Origin of the sequence: Pseudopedobacter beijingensis, assembly GCF_042678145.1 — a bacterium.
In the GTDB taxonomy this organism is placed as follows: domain Bacteria; phylum Bacteroidota; class Bacteroidia; order Sphingobacteriales; family Sphingobacteriaceae; genus Pseudopedobacter; species Pseudopedobacter beijingensis.
In genome coordinates this window covers 634,071-657,045 of record NZ_JBHUDG010000003.1, presented here as the reverse complement: position 1 = coordinate 657,045, position 22,975 = coordinate 634,071, and the positions used below count along the sequence as shown (strand labels likewise).

Below are 22,975 nucleotides of genomic sequence, written 5' to 3'. Positions count from 1 at the left end.
CATGTTATTTTAAACACAGTTAAAAAGAAATATATAATGGCTGAAGCAATAAAAATGCCTAAGATGAGCGACACCATGACAGAAGGTGTTTTAGCTAAATGGCATAAAAAAGTTGGAGATCAAATTAAAGCTGGAGACGTAGTTGCCGAAGTAGAGACAGATAAAGCAACAATGGACTTCGAATCTTTTCAGGAAGGAACATTATTATATATAGGTGTTGAAGAAGGTCAGGCAGTGCCGGTAGATGCAGTGATTGCTGTTATTGGTGAAAAAGGTGAAGACTATAAATCCGTTTTGGATTCATCATCAGCAAGTGCGGAGGAACCTGTTACAGAAGAAGCTCTGGCACAGGAAGCTGCAACGGAAGAAGATGTAGATGTTTCTAATATCCCGGCTGCAGTTATACGTATGCCTCTGTTAAGTGATACCATGACAGAAGGTGTTATCAATAAGTGGAACTTTAAAGTTGGTGATAAGATAAAGTCTGATGACTCTTTAGCTGATGTTGAAACTGATAAAGCAACAATGGAAGTTGTTGGTTACGAAGAGGGAACGTTACTGTATATAGGCGTTGAAGAAGGTAAAGCGGCTCAAGTAAATGATATTATTGCTATTGTAGGTAAAGAAGGTACTGATATTACTCCTTTGTTAAAAGCAGGTAATTCTTCTCCAAAGAAAGAAAACAAAGCGGAAGAAAAGGCTGTATCATCAGAAAATAAACCTGCAGAAACGGCATCATCTGTAAGTGCAGATAGTGACAGCAGAATAAAAGCATCTCCGTTAGCTAAAAAATTAGCAGCAGAAAAAGGAATTGACCTTAACGAGGTTAAAGGTAGTGCAGAAGGTGGAAGAATAGTGAAGAAAGATGTGGAAGGATTTGTACCTGCTGCCAAAGAAACTGCTTCTGTAGCAGCATCTTCTAAAGAAGAAAAAGCTTTTGCTATTCCTCAATATATCGGAGAAGAGAAATTTACAGAGCAGCCGGTTTCGCAAATGCGTAAAACTATTGCCCGTCGTTTATCCGAAAGTTTGTTTACAGCACCACATTTCTATCTAACTATTTCTATAGATATGGATAATGCAATGGCTGCCCGTACTCAAATTAATGCAGTAGCTCCGGTTAAAGTATCTTTTAACGATATTGTTATAAAAGCGGTAGCCGTAGCATTAAAACAACACCCTGCTGTAAACTCTTCATGGGGAGGCGATAAAATTCGTTTTAATGAGCATACTAACGTTGGTGTAGCAATGGCGGTAGAAGATGGCTTGTTAGTGCCTGTAGTGCGTTTTGCTGACGGGAAATCTTTGTCACATATCTCTGCGGAAGTAAAAGATTTTGCACAAAAAGCGAAAGCTAAAAAACTACAACCAAAAGATTGGGAAGGTTCGACCTTTACGGTTTCTAATTTAGGTATGTTTGGTATAGATGAATTTACCTCTATTATTAACTCTCCGGATGGAGCAATTTTGTCTGTAGGAGCTATAAATCAGGTTCCGGTAGTTAAAAACGGAGCGGTAGTACCTGGAAATATCATGAAGCTTACTTTAGGTTGTGACCATAGAGTAGTTGATGGTGCTACAGGAGCGGCATTCTTACAAACACTAAAAGGTTTGTTAGAAGCACCAATCAGATTACTAGCGTAAGATTTTAATATTTATAGAGAGTTGTATCAAGAGTTTTGAGATTCGTCATTCTGAAATAAGTTCAGGTGACGACTAACTGTTGATATAGCTCTTTTTTTATACCCTTTATTACACGAAATAGTGAGGTGATAAGAAACCCTGAATACAGGGCTGGTTAGAGCAGCGAAAAAAAGTAATTCTTCCTTTATCCTTTTCTTAAAATTTTATCCATTTTTCTTCCTTTAGCTAATTCATCTACCAGTTTGTCAAGATACCTGGCTTGTTTGGTAGTGGGATTATCGATTTCTTCAATCCGATAGCCGCAAATAACACCCGTAATTAGGTGAGCGTTGGGGTTTAATTTTGCTTTTTGAAAGAAAGTTTCATAGGTAGCTTTCTCTTCTATAAGTTGTTGCAGGTGCTTATTATTAAATCCAGTTAACCACTGTATAACTTGGTGAAGTTCATCTTTTGTTCTGCCCTTTTTTTCTACTTTGGCCAGAAGGTGAGGATATACCGATGCAAACGTCATTTTTGCTATCCGGTCATGATGTTCTTGTGTCGTTTTCATTTGATCTGAGTTTATATAGCTAACAGAATTTGTTTCTTTAAATTAAACAGAAATATGAAAATCTACTACACAAAAAAAGCGGTTATAAACCGCTTTTTTTGTTCTTTATAATAACACACTAGCCTTTAATAAACGAAGAATTGAAGAACTCTCTGTTCATACGGGCAATATTAGTAACCTTGATTCCTTTCGGACATTCGGCTTCACAAGCGTAAGTATTAGTACATCCGCCGAAACCTTCTTCGTCCATTTGGTTTACCATAGCTGTAGCTCTTTCATAACGCTCTGTTTGACCTTGCGGTAACAAAGCATATTGAGAAACCTTTGCAGAAACAAATAACATGGCAGATGCATTTTTACAAGCAGCCACACAAGCTCCGCAACCAATACATTCTGCTGAATTAAATGCCTCGTCTGCTATTTTCTTAGGAATAGGGATCTCGTTAGCATCAGGTACTCCTCCGGTACCCACAGAAACATAACCTCCTGCTTGCTGTATTCTTTCAAAAGAAGATCTGTCTACGGTTAAATCCTTAATTACAGGGAAAGCTCCGGCTCTCCATGGCTCAATAACAATAGTATCGCCATTTTTGAAGCTACGCATGTGCAGCTGACAAGTGGTGATTCCTTGTTTTGGTCCATGCGGAGAACCATTTATCATCAATGAACACATTCCGCAAATACCTTCACGGCAATCGTGATCAAATTGAATAGGGTCTTCTTTTTTCTTTACCAGATCTTCGTTTACAACATCCAGCATTTCTAAGAATGACATGTCATCAGAAATGTCTTTGGCATCATAAGACACGAATTTTCCGGGTGTTTGAGCATTTTTTTGACGCCAAACTTTTAACGTCAGATTCATATGTCCACTCATATCTTTTTAGTATTGGGTACTGAGTATTGGGTATTGAGGTATTTTACTTATCTCGATACGCTCTACACAATACTATTTATAACTACGTTGTGTTAATTTAACATTTTCAAAAACTAACTCTTCTTTATGAAGAACTTCTGGCTGATTTGTTCCTGTGTATTCCCAGGCCGAAACATAAGTGAATTCATCATCGTTTCTTAAAGCTTCTCCTTCTGGAGTTTGATACTCTTCTCTGAAGTGACCACCGCATGATTCATTACGTTGGAAAGCATCGTCAACCATCAACTCTCCCAGTTCCAAGAAATCAGCTACTCTTCCAGCTTTTTCTAAAGATTGGTTTACTTCCTCATTTTCTCCAAGTACGATTACGTTTTTCCAGAAATCTTCCCTAAGTTCCGCAATCATTTTCTTGGCTTTCTGTAAACCTTCGGCAGTACGGGCCATACCACAGTATTCCCACATAATATGACCTAAATCTCTATGGTATTCGTCTACAGTTCTGGTTCCTTTTAATGAAAGCAGTTTATTTGTTAAATCAATAATATCTTGTTTTGCCTTAGCAAATGCAGGATGTTTCTCGTCAACAGGAGCAGGCCCTATGTTCGCTAAATAATCACCAATAGTGTATGGGATTACGAAATATCCATCAGCCAATCCCTGCATCAATGCTGATGCACCCAGACGGTTTGCGCCATGGTCAGAGAAGTTAGCTTCTCCTAAAGAATATAAACCCGGTACAGTAGTCATCAGGTTATAATCTACCCAAAGTCCACCCATAGTATAGTGAACCGCTGGATATATCCTCATAGGTACTTCGTACGGGTTCTCATCCGTTATCTGATAGTACATATCAAATAGGTTCCCATATTTTGCTTCAACCGCTTTTTGTCCTAATCTTTTGATCGCATCAGAGAAATCAAGGTAAACCGCTAAACCAGACTTACCCACTCCACGTTTGTCGTCGCAAACTTGTTTTGCATTTCTTGAGGCCACATCACGAGGTACAAGGTTACCAAAAGAAGGATATTTTCTTTCTAAATAGTAATCTCTGTCTTCTTCTTTGATGTCTTTAACTTTGATTTCACCTTTACGCAGTTTTTCTGCTGTTTCTCTTGTTTTAGGAACCCAAACTCTACCGTCATTTCTTAACGATTCTGACATTAATGTCAGTTTAGATTGGTGATCTCCGGTAACAGGAATACAGGTAGGGTGAATTTGCGTGTAACAAGGGTTAGCAAAGAAGGCACCTTTTTTATGGGCTCTCCATGCTGCTGTTACGTTAGAACCCATGGCATTGGTAGAAAGATAGAATACGTTTCCGTATCCGCCGGTACAAAGAAGTACTGCATGTCCGGCATGAGTTTCCACTTCTCCTGTAACCAAATTACGGGTAACAATACCTTTTGCAGCACCGTCTATAGTAACCAGGTCCAGCATCTCTGTACGGGTGTACATTTTTACTGATCCGGCTTTTATTTGACGATTCAGGGCTGAATAAGCGCCTAATAATAACTGCTGTCCGGTTTGTCCTTTAGCATAGAAAGTTCTGGATACCTGTGCACCACCAAAAGAGCGGTTATCTAAAAGGCCCCCGTATTCGCGGGCAAAAGGAACACCCTGAGCGACACACTGATCTATAATATTTACAGAAACCTCGGCTAAACGATATACGTTAGCTTCACGGGCTCTATAATCGCCACCTTTGATGGTGTCGTAGAATAAACGGAACACAGAGTCTCCGTCATTTTTATAGTTTTTTGCTGCGTTTATACCTCCCTGAGCGGCAATAGAGTGAGCTCTTCTAGCGCTGTCCTGAAAGCAGAAGGCTTTTACATTATAACCCAGCTCGCCTAAAGAAGCAGCTGCTGAAGCACCTGCTAATCCTGTACCTACTACAATAACAGTATATTTTCTTTTATTGGCAGGGTTTACAAGTTTAAGGTCGAATTTATGTTTGTTCCATTTTTCTCCTAGTGGACCCGATGGAATTTTTGCATCTAACTTCATGTCGTAATCTTAGTTATTTGAATAAAAAGAAATATATAGGCATGGCAGCAAAGCCTATCGGAATAATGATAGAAAATACCCATACACCTAAGAAATTAACCAATGGTTTGTATTTGCTGTTATTCCATCCCAATGTTTGAAAAGCACTTTGGAAACCATGTAATAAGTGGAAAGCCAAAGCAGCCATGGCTAATATGTAGAATGCTACATAAATAGGGCTTGAAAAAGCAAAAGCAACTTCTTTATACAAATCTTTAGATTTAATGATTTCGATGCCGTTATTGTCTACATACTGTACATATTGTGTGTAGTCAGCAGCTGTTAGCTCTTTAATTTCAGTAACACCTGTATTCAGGTCTGTATGGTACTCGATATAAGGTGTTTCTCCCCAGTGGTACTTGTACCAGAAGTTACTCATGTGAATCACCACAAACAGGAAAATGATGGTGCCTAATATTCCCATGTTTCTGGATGACCAGATACTCCCATTAGCTCCTTTTACAGCATAAGAAACAGGACGAGCTGCCTTGTTTTTTTGTGTAATGATAATTGCCCATACCGTATGTACGATAATAGAAGTATAAAGCAAGTAAGAAACTACCTTGATGGGTGTAAAATGGGTCATGAAATAGGCATATTTGTTAAATGAGTACCCACCGTCGTTGGCAAATAACTGGAGGTTACCAATTAAATGGACAACTAAGAAAGTACACAAGAACAAGCCTGTTAAACACATGATCAGCTTTCTCCCCAGCGTGGAAGAAAAAGTTTTTGAAAAATTGCTCATTTGTTAGTATTTAAGGTCTTTTCTAATGCGTAAATGTTTAATTAATAAACAAACTTAGGGAAATGCTTTGGGCTAAGTAAAAGATAATTTTTAATTTAGAAACGTTCTAAAATTGCTTTTCTGTTTCCGGCAAGAAAACAATGTAAAAATTTGGCCATAATTACACTAAGTGTAAGGTTCTTAAAATAAAACAGAAGCTTTATCAACTCTATTATTTTATTTCTATTTTTGGTTGGAAGAAAAACAATTGTTGTTATGAAAGAAATATCAGTAAGCGAACTTAAGCAGTGGAAAGATGAAGGGAAGGAATTTCAGTTAATTGACGTCCGCGAACCTTTTGAATACGAAATGTCTAATCTTGAAGGTGAGAATATCCCTCTGGCAAACGTTCTGTTAGAAAAAGATAAAATATCTAAAGATATTCCTGTAGTTATGCAATGCAGAAGCGGGGCAAGAAGTGCTGCGGCATTAAATCAGCTGGAGCAGGCAGGTTACACTAATGTATATAATTTAACAGGTGGTATTCTTGCCTGGGCGGCAGAGATAGAGCCAGAGTTAAGGGTATACTAAGATGGGGAAGAAAATAGCATTTAACGTCATTCTGAATTTACTGATTATCCTTTCGGTAATTATAGGAACAATGGCCTATCAAAAAGGTAATTATTTTGTGCCTATACTTTGTGCCGCTTCTTTTAGTTTAAGTCTTTACTATAAACTAAGGTTAATGAAAGAGGTTAGAAAAGAAATGAAAGAAAAGGCGGAAGCGCAGGCAAAGAATAAATCAAAAAAGAGATAAGAATATCTCTTTTTTGATTTTATTATAACAGACTATTCTACGAATAAAAAAGAAGTTTGTATTTTAAACTTCCAATGAATCCTTACGAAAACAGACGGCTCTGGAAATATATATTACTCTCTTTTGCAGTAATTATTGCTGTGTCGTCTTTGGCCTATACTGATTTTTTGGTAAAAAGCATTGCCAAATCCGAGAGAACCCGAGCAGAATTATGGGCTAAAAGCTTAAAAACCATGTTTGAAACGGATAACGACGAAATGATGAACTTCTTGTTTGTTATTCGCGATAGCTTACCCGTTCCGGCAATTGTGACTAACGAAAAAGATTCTATTATAACTTATCAGGGGCTGGATACTACCAAAACCTATTTTAAATTAGATGCGGATCGCAAAGTTCATGATCCGGACTACTTTCACAGGCAGCTGGATAAAATGAAATCTCAGCATGAACCTATACCTTTAGAGTTTTTCGGGCAAAAGAACATGGTCTATTATAAAGATAGTAATCTGCTGACTCGCCTCAGGTTTTTCCCTTATATACAACTTTCGCTTATTGCCGTGTTTTTATTGGTGGCGTATGCTGTATTTAACTCCTCTAAAAAATCAGAACAAGATCAGGTTTGGGTAGGGTTGGCAAAAGAAACCGCCCATCAGCTGGGAACCCCCGTATCGTCATTAATGGCCTGGGTAGAGCTGTTAAAAGATAAACTACCGGAAGAGGATGGCTCTTTGGTTATGCAAATGGAGAATGATGTTAAGCGGCTGGAGGTAGTAGCAGACAGATTTTCTAAGATTGGGTCGAAACCCATATTAAGCAATCATAAGGTTTTTGATGTAGTTAAAGAATTTGTAGACTATTTTAAAGTGAGGATTTCGGATAAGATTAGCTTTAATATTACCGGAGATGAAGATATAGAAGCCTTGTTGAATGTGCCTTTATTTGATTGGGTTATAGAAAATATTCTTAAAAATGCTGTGAATGCTATAGGCGGACAAGGGAGTATTCATGTCCATATCAAAGAGAATTCTTCCAGAACACAGGTAATTATAGATATTTCAGATACAGGAAAGGGAATTCCCCGTTCTAAGTTTGACACTGTTTTTCAACCGGGTTATACCACTAGAAAAAGGGGATGGGGCTTAGGGCTTTCGCTGACCAGACGAATGGTTGAAAACTACCACAAGGGGTCTGTTTTTGTGAAAGATTCCGAAATAGGAAAAGGAACTACGTTTAGGATTATACTAAGAAACAATAAAAAAGATGTATCAACCTCAGCCTAAAGATTATGCTCCCTATTATACAGGTTATATACAGCTTGTGCAGGGAGATATTATGGAAATGTTGGATAAGCAGCAGCAACAGATAAGTAACTTGTTAGAGCTGGTTCCGGCAGCGAAGCAGGACTATGCCTATGCCCCGGGGAAATGGACGGTTAAAGAAGTGATCGCTCATTTGATAGATACGGAACGGGTAATGGTATACAGAACAATGTGTTTTGCCAGAAACGATAAAGCCGAGCTTCCGGGATTTGATGAAAACGATTATATCGCAAACTCAAGGATAGCCGAAAGAAAGTTGGAAGATCTGGTTAACGAGTTTTTATTGATGCGTAAATCAAATATGTACTTTTTTAAGAGTTTAAATGAGGCCGATTATGCTAAAAATGGAAATGCCAATGGAAACAATATCTCTGTAGGAGCGTTATTGTTTATAGTTGCAGGACATGTAGCGCACCATTTGAATGTACTCAAAGAAAGGTACCTATAGGTTCTTCTGAATTAAAATATATTGATTTATGATTTGGTTTAAAAAATATACAACATCAGATTTAAATACACGACCACAGAATAATCTGGGTGGACTACTGAATATTGTTTTTACAGAAATTGGTGATGATTTTATAGAAGCTACTATGCCTGTAAATGATAAGACCAAACAACCCGCAGGGATATTACATGGAGGAGCATCAGTAGTTTTGGCCGAAACTATCGGAAGCATAGCCAGTAATATGGTGATAGATGCCGAAAAGCTGATGGGCGTAGGTTTGGAAATAAACGCCAACCATCTTAGGCCGGTAGTAAATGGACAGGTTACAGCAAAATGTACTCCTATACACTTAGGTAATAAAACGCATGTTTGGGATATTAAGCTTTATAATGACGAAGGTAAGATGACTTGCATTAGCCGGTTAACTGTAGCTATTATTCCAAGAATGAAAGTATAGCGTTGGGAAGGGAAATCGAAACACAGGTAGATGTTTTGTTTATTATTAATGTTGAATTGAAAAACTGCAGTCTAAATTTTTTACTTTAGCCCGTCTGAGCGTAAAACTCTTGTTAGCAGAAGTTTTTATTTTATTAGTTCTAAAATTATTGTCAATATTCCAATAGTTAAGCATAATGGTGAAAAATATTTTGTGTCATTTTTCCCAAACGTTGTATGTTTAATTTTCTTGAAAAAACCAACATAATTAAAATCTCCGATTGCTCTCAGAGTGAAAATACCCGCAATTATCCAAAGACCATATTTAGACAGCCATAGAGGTATGTTAAAAGTTATCAGCCCTGACATTACTAAAATAAAAACTCCAAAACATAGTAGGCCAAACGCTACAGTTAATGTTGATAAAATAGTAGGGTTTAAAACTTGGGTATTATTGTCGTCTTTGGTAGGAAGGACAGCTTTACTTCCCCATTTTCCGCCAAAAGCCCAATAGAAATGAATTGAAGAAATGAACAAGAAAATTAAAAATAAAACTAAGGCTATTATTGTTGTCATTTAGTTGAAAATTAAAAATCATATCTCTTTTCTTGTTCAAGAGATCTTATGAGAACTCTTAAACGAGGAGGAGCGCAATACCTTGTTAGCGGTTCGTTCTTTTTTTTTGTCATTTTTATGGTAGATACGCTTTGCTAGATTTTCCCGCTTTTCCAGGGTTTTTCTGCAAATAATGTTGATAGCGAGTTGTCTTCCTCGTTTTAAGTCTTCCAACGGATGACTTAAATGTTTTTATAAAACTGAGGACTCCGTCCGGTAATAATTTGCTACTATACCCTCTGTATGGGTAATGATTCATTCTCTTCTTTATAAGTATCTATTGCACTGCTATATTTATAGTTTGCTGCTTCTCAAGCTATCCTTGAAAATAATATCGATAACGAGTTGCCATTTTAAAGTTAATATTTTATGGTTAACAATTAGTGTTTTTACTGAACGGAGTTCTCGGTACTCATAACGTATTCAAGTGATCCTATCGGAACACTTAAACTAGTAGGGGTGTGCAACAGTTACCGATGTTAGTGGCTGTTTATTTTTTGTTCGTTGTACATTGTTTCTAAATAGTTCTTTCCATTTTTCTCTTCTTTCAAGTCGTAGTTAAATTTCAATTTGTCGGCTACGATTATTGCAAACGCCCCAAATAATTCTGTCATTAAAAATAGAGAAGTCCAGTTCTTTTCTAATTGATAGTCTGAATAAGTTGCAAGCACTTTGTCATATTGTGTTTTTGATAAGTTATTTTTCATAAACTTTCCTCCTTTTCCAAAGGAAATTGAAAAGTCAGTTTGAATTCCAATATACCATTCTATGATTTTCATAAACATAGGTCTTACAACAGTTTCAAGCATTTCTTTTGCGTAAGATATTTCATTTCTCACAAGCCCTTTCGCTACATAAGTGCTTACCCACCAAAATTCATTACAGACGTCTAAAAAATATTTTTCACTTGGCTTTTGAATATGATAATCTTTGTCGGTTGGTTTCGGAATGTTTAAAAATAATTGATCTTTGTCAAGCCATACCACGGTCAAACTGTCCAATTTAAAATCTGTTTCAAATTTTTCTAATGGAAAAAGCGTTAAGTCTATTCGGTTATTGTCAGTAAATAGCATTAAATAGGTAAATGCACCTTTTTCCATCGGGTTTTCGCTATCAAAAGACATTTCGTTTGGAAGCTGAGAAATTAGTTTTTCACCAAAACAGTTTGTCCAATTATGATTATTGGTGAATGTTTTCAAATCATTAACTACGAATACGATGTCAAAGTCTTGATACTTGTCCGGTTGAATGGTAGGGTTTGCTCGTGAACCATTTAATAAAACAGCCCTAATTCTGTCGTCTGAACTTGCCGTTGAAATTATCAATTCTTTTATTTCATCTGTACTTCTCATCTGTTCTTGCGGAGTGTCTGTCTAAATAGCCGCTAACTCATTTATATGTCTCACATACTTGCCCATACATAACCATATTCGGTTGTGTATGTCTCATAAACCGAGACATATTTATTAAATATAAAACTCTTTTCTAAATCATCAAAAGAGACTTTTCTGTTTTGTACTTATGAGTGTCCTGTTTTAAGGTTTAGCGGGCAAGGCAAAAAAGCGGTTCAATTAGTTATATACCAATAAAAGACAGCAAAGATAAATCTCTACCCTAAATACTTCTGAAACAGATTCCTCGACTGCGCTAGGAATGACAAAGTGTCTTTTTATGCTTGCCCTTTCCAACTGCCGCAAAGGTGATCAATGCTTTATTAATCTGTCTTAGGTGTAGCTTAATATTTGAGAAGTTAGGCTCTTTCTTCCCAAATCATAGCTAAATTAATAATTGTTCGTACGGCAGCTTCCATGTCCTGTATGCTTACCCATTCCTGTTTGCTATGGAAAGCATGTTCGCCTGCAAAGATATTTGGACAAGGTAGCCCCATAAAAGAAAGCCGTGAACCATCAGTACCGCCACGTATATGTTGGGGTTTTGGGGTAATACCAGCTCTTTTTATTGCCTCAAGAGCAAATGAACTAACCTGGGGATGTAAATCAATTATTTTTTTCATGTTGCGGTATTGTTCCTTAATTTCAAAACTCACTTTAGCGTTTGGGTATTTAGAAACAATATTTAAAGCCATAGACTTTACCTCGTTTTCATGAGCTTCCAGTAAATGATCTTCAAAATCTCTTATAATCAGTTGAATTTTGGCTTGCTCAACTTCTCCTGAAATATTGGTAGGGTGTACAAAACCTTGTTTTCCGCTGGTAGACTCAGGAGAAAGTCTATCCGAAGGAAGGTTGGCTACAATTTCAGCAGCAATCTTAAGGGCACTTTCCATTTTCCCTTTAGCAAAGCCGGGGTGGGTGCTTACTCCCTCAATAATAATCTCCATGCCGTCGGCGGAGAATGTCTCGTCCTCAAAAGAACCCAAGGTTTCTCCGTCTATAGTATAACCAAATTGAGCATTTAGTTTATGGAGATTTACTTTATCTACACCACGACCAATTTCCTCGTCAGGAGTAAAAAGTATTTTTATTTCACCATGTTTCACCTCAGGGTGAGTTTTTAAGAAAAGTACCGCATCCATTATTTCTGCAATACCAGCCTTATTGTCGGCGCCCAAAAGTGTTTTTCCGCTGGCGGTTATAATATCATTACCCAGCTGATGTTTCAAATCGGGGTGCTCATCTTGTCTGATTACAATAGAATTGTCATCTGGTAATATAATATCTTTCCCCTGATAGTTTCGATGGATAATAGGCTTTACATCTTTTCCGCTACAATCGGGAGAAGTATCCATGTGCGAACAGAAAAATATAACGGGTACATTTTTAGCTGTATTGGCAGGAAGACTGGCATAAACATAGCCGTTTTCATCCATCTCCGCATTTAAAATCCCCATTTCCTGTAGTTCCTGAACAAGTAACCGACCTAAATTTTTTTGTTTTTCTGTGGAAGGTGTGGTAGAAGATAAAGGGTCAGATTGCGTGTCTATTTGTACGTATTTTAAAAAACGCTGACTAACAGTGTATTCTATATTCATTTTAAGGAGATTTCCGTTTTGATAAAAGAAAATTTTGAGATATTTTTAACCAAATTAAAAATGGATGCTTGTATTGCATTTAATACAAATATGGTTAAATTACTTTTTAAAAATATAATTTGAAAAGGACTCTTACTTTAATTTTTACATTGTTTGTAAGTATTGCAGCAATGGCTCAGGCAGAATTCTATAATTTTGCTGTTGGGATTCAGGGAGGAATGACAACTGCATTCACAGGATTCAATTATAAAAATGGGGTTTATCCAGAAGCGAGTAAAAGCCTGACAATTAATAAATCTAAGGCATACGGAGCCACAGTTGATTATTATTTTACACCTTTTATAAACGCTGGTTTAGAGTACAATATTGTACAGCTCAAAGATGGGCCTGATAAACATAAAAGACAATTTGTTTCGGACTTTAGTACGATTGAAATAAGAGGCTCTGTAGCTCTGGGACAATTGGTTGATTATAAGTATAACGACCTTTTATACGTAATGAGGGGATTAAATTTTGGTTTAGGGTATGGGGTACTCTCTGGAAGTAATGATGTTGAGGATTTTAAACCCGAGCTGGTAGTAGTAGAGAATGGAGAAACCGTGAATAAGAATCCTTTCAAAAGCAGACAGCATAAAGGTGATATCGGAAAAAAAGACTTTAAAAATGTGTCTATGTTTCCTATAACTATAGGTTATAATTATATTATATATAACCAGTACGATGAACAGCAGATTTTATTGGGCCTGAACTGGAAAACCGTTTTTACCAACTCTGATGATATTGACGGATTTAATGACGACCCTACAATTTTTGCCAACAAAGCCAAAGATATGTATTCTGTTTTTGGTATATCTGTTAAATATATGTTTGGCACCAGATCATTGTTCTATAAATAATGAATATAGAAGAACTGAGAGACTATTGTATTGCTAAAAAGGGAGTAACAGAATCATTTCCCTTTGATAATGATACTTTGGTATTTAAGGTAGAAGGAAAGATTTTTTTGCTGGTAAACGTAGAAAAAGCAGACAGCTTTAACGTGAAATGTGATCCTGAAGAAGCAATTAAACAAAGAGAGGCCTATTCGGCCATTGTTCCAGGGTATCATATGAACAAGAAACACTGGAACACCGTTCTTTTAAATCATGGTCTAAACAGGCAGTTGCTGTGTAAACTGATAGACGACTCTTACAGATTAATTATTAAGGGCTTGCCAAAGAAAGTTCAGGAAGGTTACTTATAACCTGTTGCTATCGATATTTATAAGCCCTTTTTTTAAGGTAAAGACAACATACTCTCTGGTTCTGTGTAAACGTGAGGCGAGGTGATCAATTAACTGATCCTCTTTTCCTGATTCGTAAGCCAGGTCTTCATCTGTTAAATGATTGTATTTGCGTTTAAGCTTTATGCTTAATTTTTCCCAGTCTTTAGTATCAATAGTAATATCAGCCATAGCTATACATTGTTTGGATGCAAAATTAACATAATACGGCAAAAAATAAAGCGTTTAAGATTCTGAAAACTATAAATAAAACATAACCAGGTAAAAACACCCATAAACATTAAAAATATAACCATGAAAAAAGTATTGTTTTTGTTTGCGGCACTCATTGTGTCGACAAGTGCATCAGCTCAATTCGAAGGAGGAATAAAGGCTGGTATAAATTATTCTACTATAAAAGCGGAGAAAATGGAAGTGGACGGGTCTGGAATATTAGGCTATAATGTAGGACTTTGGGGAAGAATAGGGAAAGCGTTTTATATCCAACCCGAAATTTATTTAGGATCCAAAGGAGCGGATTTTAAAATCAAAGAAAACGGAACATCTATAGAGCAGTCTGGAAAAGTTAAATTTACAACATTGGATATTCCCGCTTTAATAGGAACCAAGGCCGGATTTAAAAACTTTAATCTTCGCTTTATGGCAGGGCCCGCTTTCCAGTTTAACCTGAATACCGATGAAAGTGCGCTGGAACAAGTAATAGATCCGGATTTTTATAAGTATAAAAGTTTTGTCACCAATATACAGGGAGGTTTAGGTATCGATTTTAGTTCTCTATCTCTTGATGCGCGTTACGAAACAGGTTTGCAGGATATCAATAAAGAAGATGGACAAAGACAGAGTCTGGTACATCTAAGTTTGGGCTTTAAGTTCTAGGCTATTAATGATGAAAGAAGCTGTGTTGTAAATAAAAAACCTTTTCATCCTGAGAGAAATCCTTCGATTTTATTCAGGACGAAAAGGTTTTCCTCTTAAGTTTCTATAGGTAACTTGTTTAGAAGATGTTTTTCTCAAGAATTATTGAGGAAAGCTTACTTTTCCCATACAGATATTCTTTACCGTTTCTGTCTTAAAATTTATGGTTTCGCCACTTAGCGTCTCGTTGGCCAACAGGGCAAATAAAACAGCCTCTTTAGAATCAGCTGTAATTCCATAGTCCTCAATATTTCTGAGTGTTGTTTCAGGTAAATAGAATTTAATTCTTTCCATTAACAGAGGATTGTGTACTCCGCCTCCACTGGGTATTAAAATAACCTTCTCTTTTAAATCTTTTATTGCCCGGCTTATGGCTATGGCCGATAATTCGCAAAGTGTAGCCAGAATATCTTCATTGGACAAATTGCCGTTTTGTAGTTTTGCTAATCTTGAATCAAGGTATTTTAAATTAAATAGCTCGGGACCTGTGCTTTTGGGTAAGGGTAAGCTAAAGAACAAATCGTCTAACAAAAGGTTGAGCAGATCCTGGTTAACCTTACCCTTTTTTGCATATAAGGCATCCTTATCAAAATAAAGTTGGTATTTGCGTTGCATAAACTGGTCCAACATGGTGTTTCCAGGGCCTAAATCAGTAGAAAACATAGTCCCTTTAGATGTAGCAGAAGGCAAAAAGGTAATATTGGCTATACCGCCTATATTTAATAAAACCGTAGAGTGAGAGGGGGTGTTAAACAAGATATAATCACCATAAACTGCAAGAGGTGCTCCTTCGCCGCCTGCAGCGATGTTTTTTTGCCTGAAATCACTTATCGTAACAATTCCCGTATTTACTGCGATATGGTCTCCATCACCGATTTGCAAAGTGGCATTCGTATAATTTGGGTCTTGATGTTTGCTAAAAGGGGCATGAAATATAGTTTGCCCATGGCTGGCAATAGCATCAACAGCCTCCGCTTTGATATTCCATTCACTTAATGCTCTATTGATATAGTTTGCATGAACAATACCTATCTTCTCGTTTAGCAGACACAGTTTTTCGAGACTAATTGTTTCTTTAGAAAAAATGCCCTTAATGTCCTCTTTAAAATCCTGGGGATAAGGAATGGTGATAAAATTCAGAAGTTTGACCTCGGTGCTTAATCCGCTACCGTTAAACTGGCACAAGGCAATATCCAGCCCGTCAAGAGAAGTACCAGACATTAACCCAATAATTCTCCTATCTGTTTTTTTTGATATTTCGAAAAGCCGCCGAATATTATTCATTTCCTAAAAACTCATTTCAACTATTTGTCTAACATCAGCAGGTGTTAAATTACGGTGTTCTCCTATGCCTTTTAAGCCCCTTTGGTTAAAATTCTCCTCAATAATTTTTCCGGTAGATGAGAAGTCCGTCGTATATTCAGAAAGTTTAGTTTTAATATCCAGAGAATTAAAGAACTCTTCTGTTTTTAATATGGCTTCGTGAGCCTTTTCCAGGGTACTGCCATTTTTTACATTCCATACCCTTTCTGCATATTGCGCCAGTTTTTCTTTTTTAGATTCGATATTATAGCGGTAATGGCTTGGGGCAATAATAGCTAGTGTACGGGCATGATCTATTCCGTATAGAGCAGTCAGTTCATGTCCCATAGAGTGTATAGCCCAATCGCCCGGTACCCCTTTTTGGATAAGACCATTAAGAGCCATCGTACAGCACCACATAAATTCCGAAGCGATGGTATAATCAGAAGGATCAGTCATTATTTTAGGAGCCACTTCAATAAGCGTTTGCATAATACTTTCGGCAAACCTATCCTGCAGCCACGCGCCAATAGGGTAAGTCATGTATTGCTCAAGAACATGTGTAAAAGCATCCGTAAGTCCATTCGCAATTTGCTTTTGCGGTATAGATTTGATTACCTGAGGGTCAAGTATAGAGAAAACAGGGAATAACCCCGGTCCACCCATTGCCAGTTTCTGTTTAGTTTCTTTTCTGCTGATTACTGAGCTGGAGTTCATTTCAGATCCCGTAGCAGGTAAAGTGAGTACAGTACCAAAAGGCAAACCTTCGTATGTCCGTATGGAGTTAGCGAGAATATCCCATGGCTCAGCTCCCTTGTATAATGCCGCAGAAGATAAAAACTTAACGCCGTCAATAACAGAGCCGCCACCTACAGCCAATAGAAACGTAATTTTCTCCTTTTTGATAATATCTAAAGCTTTCAGCAATACACTGTACTCAGGGTTGGCAGGCACACCGCCAAACTCTATCATTTCAAAATCTTTGAGTGCGGTTTTAACCTGTTCGTAAATGCCATTGGTTTTAATACTGCCTCCGCCATACACCATTAATATTTTGGCATTTTTGGGCACCTCCTGAGAAAGCTTCGCTATTTCTCCCTTCCCGAAAAGGATTTTGGTAGGGTTTTTAAATTCGAAATTTAACATAGTGTGAAATGTCTGTGTAAATCAAAGTTATCACAAAAGTGAGACCAATACAATATATCTTCTATCTTAATCTGGTAAAATTACCTAGAATAATGAATAACTATGAAACACATTCTAAAGGTTAATCTACTGGATCCCCTTGAGAAATACCAGAGAGTTTTATGTAACCATAGATGGGTATTTATATCCCCGCAATTTGAGATAAATTGATGAGTTGCTTTTGTATAATAAACAAGGAGATTACAGGGATTAAACCCATAAGATTATTATATCTCTCTTAATAATTAATATAGATAAGAGTAAAACATCCGTCTTGTTTTTGTTGTAGTTTATCAGATTATGAAATGAGTGATGCTACCAACTTTTGGATTATATATCGGCTTTTTCATTGAAAAGGATGGTGTAATCTTCACCATATTTTTTCCTTAGTCGTTGTTTCGCTTTTTTTACTGCGTCAAGGGTGAGGCCAAGTATGCGGGAAATTTCCATATTGTTCATTTCCAGTTTCGACAGAAATATAATTCTTAAGTTGGAATCGCTGAGTTTTCCGAAATTTTTAAGTAGGTGTTCGTAGTATTTTGGGTAATTGTTTATAAAGATTTTTTTAAAAGTTATCCAGGTTTGGTCGTTCATTAAGTGCGACTTTAATAACTGTTCTATTTTGTAGTTATATTTTTCCGGATAAATGGTCGAATTATGTTTTATTTTCTCCATTTCGGTCTGGAGTTCCTTTATCTGTTCGTTTTTTTCAAACAGATATATTTTGTAATGCTGTAGTGCCTGAACGTTTGTTTTTAATTTTTGTTCAGACTTTTCTTTGTCCATACTAAGGCGAAGTATGTTTTTATCGTATTCATCGGTTTTATTTCTAATGCTTTTCTGATAACCTTTTATGAGCAGAGTAATGATCAATAACAGTAATATACATCCGGATACGGCTATTACTTTTTTTAGTGTTTCTGTTTCACGTTTTGCTTTTTCTACCTGTAAATTTAGCTCCAGGTTCTTCTTTTCCATTTCCCAGTTTACTTTGAGAATAACCTCCTTGCCATCCAGGTAGGCAAGTGTTTTTTTTAGCTCGTCCAGATTTCTTCTGGCTGTTAGCTCCTGTTGGTCGTTTTTTGTTTTTTTTGCAATTTCTAAAAGAAGGGTATTAATCTCGTACTCAGAATTTTTTAGGTATATTTTTGATTTTGTATAAGTTTGTGCTTCGGCAAGTTGCTTTTCAGCCTGGGCAGTTTGCCCCATTTGCAGATAAACTTTACCTGATAAGACCAATGCATACACTGTGTTTTGCACATTGTCCAGTTTTTTGGAAATAGCTATATCTTGGTTTAAAAGCGTTATGGCTTCTTCAAATTCTTGTTGTTTAAATTTAATAAGGGCCATGTTGCCTAAAACTTTTCCATACCGTAGTTCGTCATTTGCAGCAGAAGCGATAATTAGGGCTTCCTGTAAATATTGCTCTGCTTTTATAAACTCGTTACGATTAATACTGTTTAATCCCAGATTGTCTGTAATACTGGCAAGTTCGCTGCTGTTGGGCTCTGCGTGTTTTTTTGCTTGCAGTAAATATTTTTCTGCCTTTTCATAATCACCGGCCGTCATTAAAAAATAGGCTATCTTTTTATATGTTTCTGCAGGTTGTATAACCTGTTCATTTATCTCGCTGTCCAATAACTGGATACTCTGCATGAATAAGGGAAAGGAGTCTTCATACTTTCTGTAAGTATATAAGTAAACCCCGTATTGTATGGCTGCCCATAGTTCTAAATCTTTACGGTTAAGTTGTTGTGCCTGTTGTAAAGCTTGTTTAAACAGAGTTGTACTGGTGTTATTAAGTGCATCCAGTTCTGCGGCAGTTTTACCCGCTATAAAAATATTGGAGATAATACTTTTAGTTTCTTTCGGTAAAGTAACTATTTCTTTATGCAGTAATGCTTTAAGGCTTTTTACATCTTTAATTAATGGGGATTGCTTTGATAGTAGATCTATTATATTCTTCTCGGGAGCAGGGGCATTTTTTAAAATGCCTGTGAAAGCTGTTTTAGAAGATAACAGGGTTAAAAAAATGAGAAAAAAGGTCCATCTGACAAGCATAGAATCCATTTCTCGAAAATAATAAAAAAGCCTGTTATATTATGCGAAACAAAAGTAATTTGCCTACTTCTTATAAATATCATTTTTTTATGATGCTGCTAAGAATAGTAGGTAAGATCTTTTTGAATGTTTACAGGTGTGTTGTACGTCTGAAAAGTATTGGAATTATTAAAGGAAAGAACCTGAGTTTGGCTATTATTCGTCATGTTTTCCTGCTAATTTAGGTTATTCTGAATTTATTTCAGGACCTGTTAGCTTGAGCACAAAGGGTTTGTTAGTTTATATTTGAAATTGAGTGTTAATAGAACGCTGGTTATTACCTGAAATTACAAATTCGTTCATCTGCATAAGGTGCCTGATTTATTGATGCTTAGTGTATTTTTCTGATGAAAATGCGTTATTGCTACCCCCGTTTAAACGTTGGAAACGCAGTTTTTAAATAAAACTTTCTGGTGCATCGCTATAGTCTAGCTCCATCATAGCTCCAATCAAACTATAACAAAGGGGGCTTAGTGTATTTTTTAGTTAGCAGGCATATGTATTTCAGCTCCTCATGGGGGCTCAACTTAAAGGGCTGTAGCAAAAATAAAAACGTTGCTATTTCGATGAGTAGAACGAAGAGAAATGCTTCCGTAAGAGATCCCTTGACTTCGCTGCATGACAAGGTTTGTGGGTTATGTTTAAACTATGATTATTAATCGAATTCAGGTTAAGATTGTTTTTAGACAAGGGTATTTAACGACTTTATCAAGTCGGGATGTATAAACTGATAATCGAGATCTTTAATTAGCTTTTGTGGACTGATGATCTTTTTCTGTCCATTTTCTTCCACAAAATCAGGAATTGTTCCTCCATAGAGTTTGATGGCTTCGGTATAAAACTTTTTTCTGGTAGGATGATGCGGGGAACAGGCATTGATTGTTTGGTTCCAGTAATGCTGTGCTATTACTTTTTGTATAATGGTAATGCAGTCGTCAAGATGAATCATATTAACGGGAACCAGTCCGTTGGCCACAGAGGGTTTTCCGGAGAAAAACCTTCCCGGGTGCCGTAAAGGGCCAAATAATCCGCCCATGCGGATAATTGTGGTATTGATTTTTTTATTCTCTCTGAATATTTGTTCTGCGAAAAACAGCTTGTTTTCTGCATCAATATCCCCTTCTTCGGTTATTTCTGCTGAAGCATTTTTGTACACAGAAGTGGAGGATATAAAAATTACATTTTTAAGATTACTGTTTAGGATATATTTATTGAGTGTGGTTAAATTTTCGAGATACTTATCGTTGGCAGATAAGTATCTGCCTGGTGGAATATTTATAATGAGCGTTTCATTTTTTAAAAACTCGTATATAATACTACTATGTTGATTATCTGATAGTTCTATAAGGTAAGGCTCTATTTTGTTTTCTGATAAGACCTGTGTTTTCTGTTGTTGGGTGGTAGAGCCTTTTACAGAAATCCCATTGGTAATAAAACTTTTCGCCAGTGGAAACCCTAGCCATCCGCAACCCAAAATACTTATCATTTTAAAGTAATATAATTAAAGAATATCTTTGGCATTTAGTTTGTGTAAAACTAAATAATTATTCAAAATTAAAATTATGAAAACAACAAAGTTAAGAATATCTGTATTCACAGTGGCATTGGCAATTGGTGCCTCATCAATTTTTTCTTCATGCGAGACTGTTAAAAACATGAACAATACAACTAAAGGAGCAGGTATTGGTACTGCTGCCGGAGCGGGTATTGGCGCACTAATAGGTGGCAAAGCAGGTAATACTGCCGTAGGTGCTATTATAGGTGGTGCATTAGGTGGAACTGCAGGCGCTTTGATTGGTAAAAAAATGGATAAACAGGCAAAAGAAATTGAAGCAGCTATCCCGGGTGCAGAGGTTATTCCTGCAGGTGAGGGGATTATTGTTAAATTTGATTCAGGTTTGTTATTCGAATTCAATAAATCCACATTGTCTTCAACAGCAAAACAAAACATTGACAATTTAGCAGCTTCATTGAATAAATATCCTGATACTGATATCTTAGTTGTTGGGCATACAGATAACGTAGGAACAGATGCTGTAAATGACAGAATTTCATTAGAGCGAGCTAATGCTGTTGCTTCTTATGCTACATCAAAAGGTGTTTCGGGTAGTCGTTTGAAAACTAGCGGTAAAGGTAAAACAGAACCTATTGCTAGTAATGACACCGATGCTGGAAGAACGCAAAATAGACGTGTAGAAATTGTTATCGTAGCTAACGATGCAATGAAAGCAAAAGCAAAAGCTGAAGTAAAATAATATTAAGAATATTTATTCTTGTTTTGAAAGAGCAGCCTGGCATTACCTGGCTGCTCTTTCTGTGAAAAATATATTTGAATTTTAAATAGCTTCTTAACAGCATTTAACAGATTATTTCTCTAATTTACAACGCAAAAGCTAAGAAGACTATGAAGAAGATATTTCTACTCTTATTTACGTTTTTGACAACGCAGGTGATGGCTCAACACAAAACAGATGTTCTGGTGTTGGGGACAACTCCAGCAGGAGTTTCGGCCGCAATACAGTCTGCAAGAAGTGGTGTGAAAGCTTTATTGTTGAGTAGAGAGGCTGATTTTAAAGCATTGGACCATGTGGATTTTAACGAACCAGCATTTGCAGTGGGGCTGTGGAAAGAGTGGCAGGATAGCTGCAAAAACGATACTTTAAAAATTGGTAAAGCTAAAATTCTCCAGGATCAGATTGTGGCTAAAACTAAAAGTTTAACCCCTCTTTATTCTGCTAAGTTGCTTGCTGTAAAAGCCAGTGGTAAAAATTGGGTGGCAACTATTGAACGCAATGGTAAAAAAGAAAGTATAAGAGCGAAAGTTATTGTAGATGCTGAGCAGGAAAAGGAGTTTCAGGCGATACAACGTTTTAATCTGTTGCCTTTACAGGATGGAAAAATTAATGGATTAACTACCTTAAGTAAAGATAGCCTTGAGCAGGTTCCGAATCATAAAATATATAGAACCAGCGCTGCTGCCGGATTCGGCAAAGAAAAAGACCAACTGATTTATGTTCCACTGGGTGTATTTATTTCAAGAGATAAACCTAATATTATTGCCTTGAATAATCTGGCTGCTTTAACCGGATTTAGCGAGACAGCTCTATCTAATACGGCTTTATGGATAAATATAGGACAAATGGTGGGCGCAGTAGCTGCTTTTGGTCCTTTTTTCAATACAACCATAGATAAAGCGGATGTAAGGACTACCCAAAATGAGGTACTTGGCTTTAAAGGAATTATATATCCGGTAACGGATGTTAAAGAAGATGATTATGCTTTTACTTCTATTCAACAGATTATAGGAGCACAGTTTCTCTCGCACAGTTTCAAAGATGGAAAATTTGAGCCGGATAGAGTGATAAATAAGGAGGAGGTGAGATTAATCTTATCTGAATTGTATCCTCGTTCACGTATTTGGTTTCTTGAACACCCGGATGTACAAGTGCTCACGCTTGAACAAAGTATGTCTTTATTGAGCTTTATTAGCGGGAAAGAAAATTATGTTATCCAGGCGGAGGTAGAAAAGCGATGGAAAAAGGTTTTTAAGTTTGAAGCCGATTTGGATCTCTCTAAAGAACTTACTAAAAAAGAACTTGCTGTTTTAGTTTCTATTTATCTTAATCCCTTTTCGGTAAGGGTAAATATGGAAGGCACCTTTATAAGGTAATTTTATATCTGTTTATTTTTGTTATAGATATATCTTATAGTTGTATCGGGA

23 protein-coding genes are annotated in these 22,975 nt (G+C 36.6%); 11 read left to right on the top strand and 12 right to left on the bottom strand.

Features of this window, described 5'->3' with window-relative positions; genetic code table 11:
* The first annotated feature begins 36 nt into the window (after window positions 1-36).
* On the top strand, window positions 37-1,644 hold the full coding sequence (locus tag ACFSAH_RS04575; RefSeq protein WP_379661520.1) for a pyruvate dehydrogenase complex dihydrolipoamide acetyltransferase: 1,608 nt from the start codon (window positions 37-39) through the stop codon (window positions 1,642-1,644).
* 184 nt (window positions 1,645-1,828) lie between these two features.
* Here the strand turns inward: ACFSAH_RS04575 and ACFSAH_RS04570 are convergent, their stop codons facing one another.
* The 4 genes from ACFSAH_RS04570 to ACFSAH_RS04555 all read right to left on the bottom strand — a co-directional run bounded on the left by ACFSAH_RS04570 (window position 1,829) and on the right by ACFSAH_RS04555 (window position 5,865).
* Window positions 1,829-2,194 carry a DUF2200 domain-containing protein gene (locus ACFSAH_RS04570; RefSeq protein ID WP_379661519.1) on the bottom strand — a complete coding sequence of 122 codons (366 nt, stop codon included), beginning with the start codon at window positions 2,192-2,194 and terminating at the stop codon, window positions 1,829-1,831.
* 118 nt (window positions 2,195-2,312) lie between these two features.
* Window positions 2,313-3,071 (bottom strand): succinate dehydrogenase/fumarate reductase iron-sulfur subunit, encoded by a 759-nt coding sequence (locus ACFSAH_RS04565; RefSeq protein WP_379661518.1) that lies wholly within the window; start codon window positions 3,069-3,071, stop codon window positions 2,313-2,315.
* Between the two features lie 72 nt (window positions 3,072-3,143).
* Window positions 3,144-5,078, bottom strand: a complete 1,935-nt coding sequence (locus ACFSAH_RS04560; RefSeq protein WP_379661517.1) for a fumarate reductase/succinate dehydrogenase flavoprotein subunit — start codon at window positions 5,076-5,078, stop codon at window positions 3,144-3,146.
* A 13-nt stretch (window positions 5,079-5,091) separates the two neighbouring features.
* The gene (locus tag ACFSAH_RS04555) at window positions 5,092-5,865 is read right to left on the bottom strand and encodes a succinate dehydrogenase cytochrome b subunit (protein WP_379661516.1); all 774 of its coding nucleotides are present in this window, start codon (window positions 5,863-5,865) and stop codon (window positions 5,092-5,094) included.
* 255 nt (window positions 5,866-6,120) lie between these two features.
* Here ACFSAH_RS04555 and ACFSAH_RS04550 point away from each other — a divergent pair, with 255 nt between their 5' ends.
* From ACFSAH_RS04550 to ACFSAH_RS04530, 5 genes are all read left to right on the top strand, one after another.
* Window positions 6,121-6,435, top strand: coding sequence for a rhodanese-like domain-containing protein (locus ACFSAH_RS04550; protein WP_379661515.1), 315 nt, complete (start codon window positions 6,121-6,123; stop codon window positions 6,433-6,435).
* A gap of 1 nt (window position 6,436) precedes the next feature.
* Window positions 6,437-6,661, top strand: coding sequence for a DUF6358 family protein (locus tag ACFSAH_RS04545; RefSeq protein ID WP_379661514.1), 225 nt, complete (start codon window positions 6,437-6,439; stop codon window positions 6,659-6,661).
* A gap of 74 nt (window positions 6,662-6,735) precedes the next feature.
* Complete coding sequence (locus ACFSAH_RS04540) at window positions 6,736-7,941, top strand: sensor histidine kinase (protein WP_379661513.1); 1,206 nt, start codon at window positions 6,736-6,738, stop codon at window positions 7,939-7,941.
* A complete protein-coding gene (locus tag ACFSAH_RS04535; protein ID WP_379661512.1) occupies window positions 7,922-8,428 on the top strand; it encodes a DinB family protein in 507 nt (168 codons plus the stop codon). Before ACFSAH_RS04540 ends, ACFSAH_RS04535 begins: the two co-directional genes overlap by 20 nt.
* A gap of 28 nt (window positions 8,429-8,456) precedes the next feature.
* Entirely contained in the window at window positions 8,457-8,885 is a 429-nt protein-coding gene (locus ACFSAH_RS04530; RefSeq protein WP_379661511.1) for a hotdog fold thioesterase, read from the top strand.
* Between the two features lie 125 nt (window positions 8,886-9,010).
* On the opposite strand, the gene ACFSAH_RS04525 is transcribed toward ACFSAH_RS04530, so the two are convergent.
* From ACFSAH_RS04525 to pepT, 3 genes are all read right to left on the bottom strand, one after another.
* Complete coding sequence (locus ACFSAH_RS04525; RefSeq protein WP_379661510.1) at window positions 9,011-9,439, bottom strand: DUF3995 domain-containing protein; 429 nt, start codon at window positions 9,437-9,439, stop codon at window positions 9,011-9,013.
* Window positions 9,440-9,957: 518 nt separating this feature from the next.
* Window positions 9,958-10,830: an aminoglycoside 6-adenylyltransferase gene (locus ACFSAH_RS04520; protein WP_379661509.1), complete on the bottom strand. Its 873-nt coding sequence runs from the start codon at window positions 10,828-10,830 to the stop codon at window positions 9,958-9,960.
* A 398-nt stretch (window positions 10,831-11,228) separates the two neighbouring features.
* The gene (gene pepT / locus ACFSAH_RS04515; protein ID WP_379661508.1) at window positions 11,229-12,470 is read right to left on the bottom strand and encodes a peptidase T; all 1,242 of its coding nucleotides are present in this window, start codon (window positions 12,468-12,470) and stop codon (window positions 11,229-11,231) included.
* Window positions 12,471-12,589: 119 nt separating this feature from the next.
* Between pepT and ACFSAH_RS04510 the strand changes: the two genes are divergently transcribed.
* On the top strand, window positions 12,590-13,366 hold the full coding sequence (locus tag ACFSAH_RS04510) for a hypothetical protein (RefSeq protein ID WP_379661507.1): 777 nt from the start codon (window positions 12,590-12,592) through the stop codon (window positions 13,364-13,366).
* Complete coding sequence (locus ACFSAH_RS04505; RefSeq protein WP_379661506.1) at window positions 13,366-13,713, top strand: MmcQ/YjbR family DNA-binding protein; 348 nt, start codon at window positions 13,366-13,368, stop codon at window positions 13,711-13,713. The genes ACFSAH_RS04510 and ACFSAH_RS04505 overlap by 1 nt, the downstream gene beginning before the upstream one ends.
* Here ACFSAH_RS04505 and ACFSAH_RS04500 read toward each other — a convergent pair.
* Complete coding sequence (locus ACFSAH_RS04500) at window positions 13,708-13,923, bottom strand: CsbD family protein (protein WP_379661505.1); 216 nt, start codon at window positions 13,921-13,923, stop codon at window positions 13,708-13,710. The genes ACFSAH_RS04505 and ACFSAH_RS04500 overlap by 6 nt on opposite strands.
* Window positions 13,924-14,046: 123 nt before the next feature.
* Here ACFSAH_RS04500 and ACFSAH_RS04495 point away from each other — a divergent pair, with 123 nt between their 5' ends.
* Window positions 14,047-14,628: a porin family protein gene (locus ACFSAH_RS04495; protein WP_379661504.1), complete on the top strand. Its 582-nt coding sequence runs from the start codon at window positions 14,047-14,049 to the stop codon at window positions 14,626-14,628.
* A 141-nt stretch (window positions 14,629-14,769) separates the two neighbouring features.
* Here the strand turns inward: ACFSAH_RS04495 and ACFSAH_RS04490 are convergent, their stop codons facing one another.
* The 4 genes from ACFSAH_RS04490 to ACFSAH_RS04475 form a co-directional block, all read right to left on the bottom strand.
* Window positions 14,770-15,951, bottom strand: a complete 1,182-nt coding sequence (locus ACFSAH_RS04490) for an anhydro-N-acetylmuramic acid kinase (protein ID WP_379661503.1) — start codon at window positions 15,949-15,951, stop codon at window positions 14,770-14,772.
* A 3-nt stretch (window positions 15,952-15,954) separates the two neighbouring features.
* A complete protein-coding gene (locus ACFSAH_RS04485) occupies window positions 15,955-17,115 on the bottom strand; it encodes an iron-containing alcohol dehydrogenase (RefSeq protein WP_379661502.1) in 1,161 nt (386 codons plus the stop codon).
* A 369-nt stretch (window positions 17,116-17,484) separates the two neighbouring features.
* Entirely contained in the window at window positions 17,485-19,224 is a 1,740-nt protein-coding gene (locus tag ACFSAH_RS04480; RefSeq protein ID WP_379661501.1) for a tetratricopeptide repeat protein, read from the bottom strand.
* Between the two features lie 712 nt (window positions 19,225-19,936).
* Entirely contained in the window at window positions 19,937-20,740 is an 804-nt protein-coding gene (locus ACFSAH_RS04475; RefSeq protein ID WP_379661500.1) for a Rossmann-fold NAD(P)-binding domain-containing protein, read from the bottom strand.
* Between the two features lie 76 nt (window positions 20,741-20,816).
* Between ACFSAH_RS04475 and ACFSAH_RS04470 the strand changes: the two genes are divergently transcribed.
* Both ACFSAH_RS04470 and ACFSAH_RS04465 read left to right on the top strand, forming a co-directional pair.
* Window positions 20,817-21,509, top strand: coding sequence for a YiaD family glycine zipper/OmpA-like lipoprotein (locus ACFSAH_RS04470; protein WP_379661499.1), 693 nt, complete (start codon window positions 20,817-20,819; stop codon window positions 21,507-21,509).
* 149 nt (window positions 21,510-21,658) lie between these two features.
* The gene (locus tag ACFSAH_RS04465) at window positions 21,659-22,924 is read left to right on the top strand and encodes an FAD-dependent oxidoreductase (protein WP_379661498.1); all 1,266 of its coding nucleotides are present in this window, start codon (window positions 21,659-21,661) and stop codon (window positions 22,922-22,924) included.
* The last annotated feature ends 51 nt before the right edge of the window (window positions 22,925-22,975 follow it).

Coding starts and splice junctions, on each gene's coding strand:
- ACFSAH_RS04575 (WP_379661520.1), top strand. CDS start 37: ATGGCTGAAGCAATAAAAATGCCTAAGATGAGCGACACCATGACAGAA.
- ACFSAH_RS04570 (WP_379661519.1), bottom strand. CDS start 2,194: ATGAAAACGACACAAGAACATCATGACCGGATAGCAAAAATGACGTTT.
- ACFSAH_RS04565 (WP_379661518.1), bottom strand. CDS start 3,071: ATGAGTGGACATATGAATCTGACGTTAAAAGTTTGGCGTCAAAAAAAT.
- ACFSAH_RS04560 (WP_379661517.1), bottom strand. CDS start 5,078: ATGAAGTTAGATGCAAAAATTCCATCGGGTCCACTAGGAGAAAAATGG.
- ACFSAH_RS04555 (WP_379661516.1), bottom strand. CDS start 5,865: ATGAGCAATTTTTCAAAAACTTTTTCTTCCACGCTGGGGAGAAAGCTG.
- ACFSAH_RS04550 (WP_379661515.1), top strand. CDS start 6,121: ATGAAAGAAATATCAGTAAGCGAACTTAAGCAGTGGAAAGATGAAGGG.
- ACFSAH_RS04545 (WP_379661514.1), top strand. CDS start 6,437: ATGGGGAAGAAAATAGCATTTAACGTCATTCTGAATTTACTGATTATC.
- ACFSAH_RS04540 (WP_379661513.1), top strand. CDS start 6,736: ATGAATCCTTACGAAAACAGACGGCTCTGGAAATATATATTACTCTCT.
- ACFSAH_RS04535 (WP_379661512.1), top strand. CDS start 7,922: ATGTATCAACCTCAGCCTAAAGATTATGCTCCCTATTATACAGGTTAT.
- ACFSAH_RS04530 (WP_379661511.1), top strand. CDS start 8,457: ATGATTTGGTTTAAAAAATATACAACATCAGATTTAAATACACGACCA.
- ACFSAH_RS04525 (WP_379661510.1), bottom strand. CDS start 9,439: ATGACAACAATAATAGCCTTAGTTTTATTTTTAATTTTCTTGTTCATT.
- ACFSAH_RS04520 (WP_379661509.1), bottom strand. CDS start 10,830: ATGAGAAGTACAGATGAAATAAAAGAATTGATAATTTCAACGGCAAGT.
- pepT (WP_379661508.1), bottom strand. CDS start 12,470: ATGAATATAGAATACACTGTTAGTCAGCGTTTTTTAAAATACGTACAA.
- ACFSAH_RS04505 (WP_379661506.1), top strand. CDS start 13,366: ATGAATATAGAAGAACTGAGAGACTATTGTATTGCTAAAAAGGGAGTA.
- ACFSAH_RS04500 (WP_379661505.1), bottom strand. CDS start 13,923: ATGGCTGATATTACTATTGATACTAAAGACTGGGAAAAATTAAGCATA.
- ACFSAH_RS04495 (WP_379661504.1), top strand. CDS start 14,047: ATGAAAAAAGTATTGTTTTTGTTTGCGGCACTCATTGTGTCGACAAGT.
- ACFSAH_RS04490 (WP_379661503.1), bottom strand. CDS start 15,951: ATGAATAATATTCGGCGGCTTTTCGAAATATCAAAAAAAACAGATAGG.
- ACFSAH_RS04485 (WP_379661502.1), bottom strand. CDS start 17,115: ATGTTAAATTTCGAATTTAAAAACCCTACCAAAATCCTTTTCGGGAAG.
- ACFSAH_RS04480 (WP_379661501.1), bottom strand. CDS start 19,224: ATGGATTCTATGCTTGTCAGATGGACCTTTTTTCTCATTTTTTTAACC.
- ACFSAH_RS04475 (WP_379661500.1), bottom strand. CDS start 20,740: ATGATAAGTATTTTGGGTTGCGGATGGCTAGGGTTTCCACTGGCGAAA.
- ACFSAH_RS04470 (WP_379661499.1), top strand. CDS start 20,817: ATGAAAACAACAAAGTTAAGAATATCTGTATTCACAGTGGCATTGGCA.
- ACFSAH_RS04465 (WP_379661498.1), top strand. CDS start 21,659: ATGAAGAAGATATTTCTACTCTTATTTACGTTTTTGACAACGCAGGTG.